Raw genomic sequence first — 7008 nt, 5'->3', positions numbered from 1 at the left:
ATATTACTTTTTAACTTAAATTTACATAAAAGGACAAATCGTTGAAGAAATTTTCACTTGTTTTATTATTTGCTCTCATTTTTTCAGGCTGTGTTGCGACTAAAACACCGCAAAGATCGCAAGCTTTTCAGGTCACTTTATTTTCTCCGATGATAAAGATAAATGATGTTGGATTTTTTCACACATACAAAAATGATCTAAATTTACAAATTTATAGCTCTGGCGTAAACACCGCAAATATCCGCATAAAAGACAAAATTTGCGTAAATGGCGCCTGCTTTAGCAAGAGTGATTTTAATGAAAAATTTTTCTTAGCGCCACATTATGAGACTATGTTTGAGGAAATTTTAAAAAGAGAGAAAATTTACGAGGGCAAGGGCTTGATGTCCACTGAGTGTGGATTTAGCCAAGATATAAGTTCTTATTTTATAAAATACGAAGTTTGCGATAACTACGTCAAATTTATCGACAGCAAAAATAAAATAAAAGTGATAATAAAAGAGTTAAAATGAGATATATCGGAGCTCACGTAAGTGCGGCTGGAGGCGTCTTTAACGCGCCTTTAAATGCTGCAAAAATAGGAGCAAATGCCTTTGCACTTTTTACTAAAAATCAGCGCCAATGGAGCGCAAAGGAGCTAAGTAGCAGCGAGATAGAGCAGTTTAGGGCAAATTTAAAAGCCTCTGGCATAAGTGCCAAGCACGTCTTGCCACATAGCAGCTACCTAATAAATTTAGGCCATCCAGACGAAGAGGCAAGGGCAAAGTCCTTTGAAGCCTTTGTAGACGAGATAGAGCGTGCTGGCAAGCTTGGACTAGAGCTTTTAAATTTTCACCCAGGCTCGCACCTAAAGCAAATAAGTGAAAAAGAGTGCCTAGATAACATCGCTGGTTGCATAAACGAAGCGCTAAAACGCACAAGCGGCGTGAAGCTTGTCATAGAAAACACAGCCGCACAAGGCTCAAATTTAGGTTTTGATTTTAAGCAACTAGCCTACCTAATAGAGCACACAGACGATGAGAGTAGAGTTGGCGTTTGTTTTGACACCTGTCACGCATTTGCAGCAGGCTATGACCTACGAAGCAAGGCCTCCTACGCAAAGACGATGGGCGAATTTGACGCGATCATCGGCTATAAATTTCTATCTGGCATGCACCTAAATGACGCTAAATTTGGACTTGGCTCGAAAAAAGATAGGCATGAGAGCCTTGGCAAGGGCGAGCTTGGCCTTGGGGCTTTTGAAAATATAATAAATGATGATAAAATAGGCGAAATTCCCTTGATTTTAGAGACGATTGATGAGAGTATTTGGGAAGATGAGATCAAAATTTTAAGAAATTTAGAGAGGAAAAAGATATGAAAAAAGTGCTTTTCAGCATCGTTGCGACTTGTTCATTATTAAATGCTGGCGGATATAAAGTGCCTGAGCAAAGTGCTGACTCTTTGGGACTTGCAGCTAGTAACGTAGCCTTTAGTTTTGGGGCTGATGCGGCTTATTTTAACCCAGCAAATATGATGTTCTTAGACGGCCGTCACCACGTTGAGAGCACGCTTGGTTGGTTTCATATAAATTCTCTTGATTTTAAAACAGATAGCGGTAAAACTTATAGCTCAAAGAAATTTGACTCACTAGCTGGTACATTTAGCTTTGTAACGCCTGAGCTTTATGAAAACTGGAAATTTGGCCTAGCTCTAGCCGTGCCTGCGGCTGTTGGCATCTCGTGGGAAGACCCAGAGACGGCATTTACTGGAAAGAGATTTAAACTCCAAGTTGTCGAGCTAAATCCAACCGTGGCGTACCGCATAAATGACAAGCTTGCCGTTGCTGTGGGTGCTAGAGGCGTTTATACAAAGGGCAAGATAGCTAGCGACTTTGGCGTTGGGTATAGAGAGATACAAGGCGACGCGATAAACTACGGCTACAACGTCGCTCTTACATATAGACCTATCGAGGAGCTAAGCTTTGCAGTGACTTATCGCTCAAAGGTAAATTTAGAGCTTAAAGGTAGCACCGACGCTGACTTTAAAGGGCCTTTAGCACCTATAAGCTATCATGGCAAGACAAGAGTTGAGATACCACTGCCTGCTCAGCTCGTGCTTGCTACTGGATATAAATTTAGCGATTTTACACTTTTGCTAGCTTACGAGAGGACTTACTGGTCTAAATTTAAAGACTATGACTTTGAATTTGGCGACAAGACAGCAGTTCATACAAATCCACCATTTGGAAGAGCCTTCAAATTATTAATGGACGATCCAGTCGTTAAAAACGCAAAAGACTCAAATACATATAGGATAGGCCTTGCCTACGACGTAAATGAGAAGCTTAGGCTAATGGCTGGCTTTTCTTACGATGAGGATATAACCAGCAGTAACCACACAGGCCTAGAGCTACCAAACACAACTTCTAAGGCATACACAGCTGGCTTAAACTACAAATTTACAGATAATTTAGAGGTGGCATTTGGCTATGTCTATCAACACCGCGACAAAAAGCGCGCGACAGATATCGCAACAGGTGCTGGAAAAATGTCAGGAGAGTTTGACTCTGGTAAAATTCAGATCGTCGGAACAACATTTAAATACACCTTTTAGGGCTAAAAATGCAATACGAATATAATAACTTTTACGAAATTTTAACCAAGGTGGCAAAAGAGAGCCCAAACCAGATAGTGCTTTTTGAAGAAAAAGAGAAGCTAAAGTACCACGAACTAAAGCAAAACGTCGATAAAGTGGCGGCTTATTTGCAGCTTTGTGGGGTAAATTTTGGCGACAAAGTGGCTATGGCAGTGGCAAACTCGCAAGAATTTATCATCTCATACCTTGCTATCACGGCTATTGGCGCAGTTGCAGTGCCTATGAACACATTCTTAAAAACAACAGAATTTGAGTACATCATAAATGACTGCGGCGCAAGGGTGCTTTTCGCCTCTAGCTCGCTAGCAAAGGAGCTCATCGCCCTTAGCGATCTTGAAATTTTAAGAAAGATCATATGGATCGGCCAGACGCCAAAAAAACTTCAAAGTGCCTCAAAAGAGGAATTTGCAAACGTCGATGAAGAGTACGGCGAGGGCGCATATCTCACCTCAACACCTCAAATTTCAAAAGAGGAGATGGGTAAGGGCTATGAGCTTAAAAATGTAAATTTCACCGAAGCTCTAAGCCACAAATACACTCTAAGCATCACAAAATACCCAAAAATCGACGATCTCATGCACATCATCTACACCTCAGGCACCACTGGCAAGCCAAAGGGCGCGATGATATGCTATAAAAATATCCTATCAAATTTAGTCGGCGCACACGAGCGCTTTAAAGTTAAAAAAAGCGATAGATTTATCGTATTCTTACCGATGTTTCACAGCTTTACGCTAACGGCGATGGTGCTTTTGCCGATATTTTCAGGTGCTTCGATGGTGCTTATAAAGTCGGTTTTTCCATTTTCAAACGTGCTAAAACAGGCTTTACTAAAGCGAGTCACCGTATTTTTAGGTATCCCAGCTATATATACAGCCATTGGCAAGGCAAAAATTCCATGGTATTTTAGATGGTTTAACCGCATAAGGCTATTTGTAAGTGGCGCTGCTCCGCTTGCTAAGCAGACTATCGATGACTTTAGAGTGAAATTCCCGCGCGCGACGCTCGTTGAGGGATATGGCCTTAGCGAATGCTCTCCGATCGTGGCGGCAAATTTATTTGACAAGCAAAAGCTTTTAAGCGTCGGCCCTGTGCTAAATGGCTATGCTGTAAAGATCGTAAATGACGAGATGATGGAGCTTCCAGTTGGTCAGATCGGCGAGATCATCATAAAAGGCGACTGCGTCATGCAGGGCTACTACGGCATGCCAAGCGTGACTGACGAGACCATCATAAATGGCTGGCTAAAGACTGGAGACCTCGGCAAAGTCGATGAAGAGGGCTTTATCTACATCGTTGATCGCAAAAAAGACCTCATCATATCAAAAGGCATAAACATCTATCCTCGCGAGATCGAAGAGGTCATTTACAAGCTTGAAGCGGTCGAAGCAACCGCAGTTATCGGCGTAAAAGACGTGCACGCAGATGAAGAGGTCGTGGCCTTTGTGCAGGTAAAAGAGGGTATGGATCTGGACGAAAAAACAGTTAGAGCACATCTAAAGAAAAATTTAGCAAATTTCAAAATTCCAAAAAGTATTTATTTTGCCGAAGAGCTACCTAGAAACGCTACTGGCAAGGTGCTAAAACGTGTGCTAAAAGAGCAGATAAAGGATAAAATTTAGTGAAATATTTGCTTGATTTTCTAAACCAAGATCTCAAAAAAAGTAAAATTTACGAGCTTATAAAGTGTGGTGATGAAGAGGGAGAAATTTTAAAATATCTAAGCAAAGCCTACGTGCAAGGCACAGCTAGCATGAGCGTTTTTGAGCTACTTGGAGCTGTTTTTGGCACGCAAAATGACAAGCAGCTTTTATACCTTAAATTTATAAAAAATTTGCTAGATAGCGGCTGGATAGTGCAAAACTACAGCCTCTTTAAAATGCCAGAGAACTCGCAAAAAAGCTCAAACCAAGGGCTGCTTTCGCTACTTCACTCTGAAATTTCACTCTCAAGCACATTTTTAAAAATTTTAGAAGATGGCAACGCTGATATAAATTTACCAGAGCTTGCACCTTATGAAGATCATTTGGAGTATTTAAAAGATCAGTTTTTAAAGATAGAGCTCTACTCAAAGGCTGCGATCTTTGAAGGTGGCTCAAATGACGCTAAAAAGCGCATAAATGAGCAAATTTCTGAGCTTACAAAGCGGATAAATGAGCGCGTAAAATTAAGTAAGATCAGCCTAAAAATAGAGCAAATTTTTAAAGAAAACTTACTTGATGAAAAAGAGCAGATCATATTTTTGGCCCTTTTAAAAGAGGAGTACGCAGGCGACTTTGAAAATGGTCGCGACCTAAACACACTAGTTGGGCTAATAAGCAAAGACGAGCTTGAGCGCATCAAAAACCGCACTCTCTTAGAAGACGGCTCAAGGCTCATCGAGGGCGCACTTATCGACTACGACGAGGTTTTAAACGCTTATGGCAACGTTAGCAAGAGCTTTTTTATAAACGAAGAAATTTTGCAAAGCATAATGCACCCAAAAAATGACAAAAATAGCAAGAAAATCAAGATCGAAAGTCTGGTAAAAGAGCAAGAAATTTTTGAGCTAATAGAGCCAGTAACGAGCCTAGAAGATGTCGTACTAAACGAAAAGACAAAGCAGCTTTTAAGCACGATACTAAAGCAAGTCGATAAAAAAGTGCTAGCTAGACTTAGCAGCTGGGGCATAAAAACTAGAAAAAATATAGACGCAAAGATCATCTTTTACGGCGAGCCTGGCACTGGTAAGACCATGAGTGCCGTTGGGCTTGCAAAGAGCCTAAAGAAGCAAATTCTAAGCTTTGACTGCTCAAAAATTTTAAGCAAATATGTCGGCGAGAGCGAGCAAAATGTAAGGAAAATTTTTGACACTTACAAAGAAATTTGCAAAAAAAGTGGCAGCGAGCCAGTACTCTTGCTAAACGAGGCCGATCAGTTTTTAAGCACAAGGGTGGAGAGCTCTAGCGGGGCTGAAAAGATGCATAATCAAATGCAAAATATCTTCTTAGAGCAGATCGAGCGCTTTGAGGGCGTGCTGATCGCTACGACAAATTTCTTACAAAGCCTTGACGTGGCGTTTTCTAGAAGGTTTGACTACAAAATCGAGTTTAAAAAGCCTGATTATAACGGCAGGCTTGCCATTTGGCGTAAAATTTTGCCTGAAAATGCGAGCTTTGAAGATGGCTTTAGCGTAGAAAGGCTGGCTGAGTTTAACCTAAGTGGCGCACAGATCGTCCTTGCGCTAAAAAATACCGCCTTAAAAGTCGCCATAAAAGACGATGGGATTTTTACCTTTGAGGACTTTAAAACCACGATAGAGCGCGAGCTAAACTCGAGCTTTGGCGAAGATAAAAAGATGGGATTTGGCTCTTAGGTCTTATCTTATTTTATAAATTTGACTTTGCGTTACACAAAACCGCTAGTTTGATAAGAGATTTGCTTTACTCAATAAAATTTAGATGAGTTTTGCCACTAAAATCACGCAAAACGCGAGCTAAATTTAAGCTTTGGCGATGAAAAAATAGGCTTATTCTTGGGCTTTTCCTAAAATATGTTGAAAGCTTTTGCAAACACCAAAGTGCGGATATCAAATTTGCTTTTGTCTATTAAATTTACAAGAAGCCTGCCACCAAAAGCTACAGAAAACGTAAAGCAAATTCGATCTTTGGCAAATATAAAAAGAGAGATTTTTCTCTTACGCTTTTTTAAATATATGCTTTGCGTCACGATGCAAAGCCTAAAGTATCGGTACTTGCTAAACTAAACGTGAATTTTTTACAATTAATTTTTGGCAAAAGCTACGATAGGATAGACACTCGCCCATAGGCTTTTTGCATAAATTTAACTAGCTCGCTTGCCTCAAATTTACGACCTCAGCCTTTGCAAAATGGTAGCTTTTATCCAAAAACCGCAAAATTTTGAAATTTATCCGCTCCGTGGCTTTTTCAGACAAGTAAAGCAAATGAGCTTTGGTTACACGTTTTGTCGCCCCTAGCTACCTATGCTTTTGCATTAAATTTTGTTTTGTCTATGCAAATTTGCAAAAGCTACAAGTAAGATAAATGCCATTGCAAATTTAGCTCACTCGCCTATTTCAAATTTAATACCATATTTTACAAACAAGCATTTTTAACAAAAAAGCCAAAAATTCTAAATTTTATCTGCCATTTGAAGCGTGGGCATGACTGCTTTTTTATAACACTTTATCGTTTTTTGCCTAACACAAAAAATCGCCCACTCCGTGAAATTTAACCTAGCAAAACCCTATAAATTTCAAATTTACTTCCGCGACTTTTATAGCAACACTTTTTCGCACCAAAAAAGCAAATTTACCGATCTTTTTAATAAAAAAATTAAAAGGCCATGAAATTTTAGCAGTCAAAGTTATAG

Annotated in this window: 5 protein-coding genes; all 5 read left to right on the top strand. The window is 40.0% G+C overall.

The window, feature by feature from the left end:
• Positions 1–41: 41 nt before the first annotated feature.
• From Q0296_RS05720 to Q0296_RS05700, 5 genes are read left to right on the top strand one after another with little or no spacing between them, the layout of a single operon-like run.
• Entirely contained in the window at positions 42–512 is a 471-nt protein-coding gene (locus tag Q0296_RS05720; RefSeq protein ID WP_298037852.1) for a hypothetical protein, read from the top strand.
• Entirely contained in the window at positions 509–1360 is an 852-nt protein-coding gene (gene nfo, locus Q0296_RS05715) for a deoxyribonuclease IV (protein ID WP_298037849.1), read from the top strand. The genes Q0296_RS05720 and nfo overlap by 4 nt, the downstream gene beginning before the upstream one ends.
• Entirely contained in the window at positions 1357–2595 is a 1239-nt protein-coding gene (locus Q0296_RS05710) for an outer membrane protein transport protein (RefSeq protein WP_298037846.1), read from the top strand. The genes nfo and Q0296_RS05710 overlap by 4 nt, the downstream gene beginning before the upstream one ends.
• An 8-nt stretch (positions 2596–2603) precedes the next feature.
• Positions 2604–4259 (top strand): fatty acid--CoA ligase, encoded by a 1656-nt coding sequence (locus tag Q0296_RS05705; protein ID WP_298037844.1) that lies wholly within the window; start codon positions 2604–2606, stop codon positions 4257–4259.
• Complete coding sequence (locus Q0296_RS05700; RefSeq protein ID WP_298037841.1) at positions 4259–5992, top strand: ATP-binding protein; 1734 nt, start codon at positions 4259–4261, stop codon at positions 5990–5992. Before Q0296_RS05705 ends, Q0296_RS05700 begins: the two co-directional genes overlap by 1 nt.
• Positions 5993–7008 lie beyond the last annotated feature (1016 nt).

Source organism: uncultured Campylobacter sp. (assembly GCF_937890585.1).
Classification (GTDB): Bacteria; Campylobacterota; Campylobacteria; order Campylobacterales; family Campylobacteraceae; genus Campylobacter_A.
This window is presented reverse-complemented; position numbering and strand designations above follow the sequence as displayed.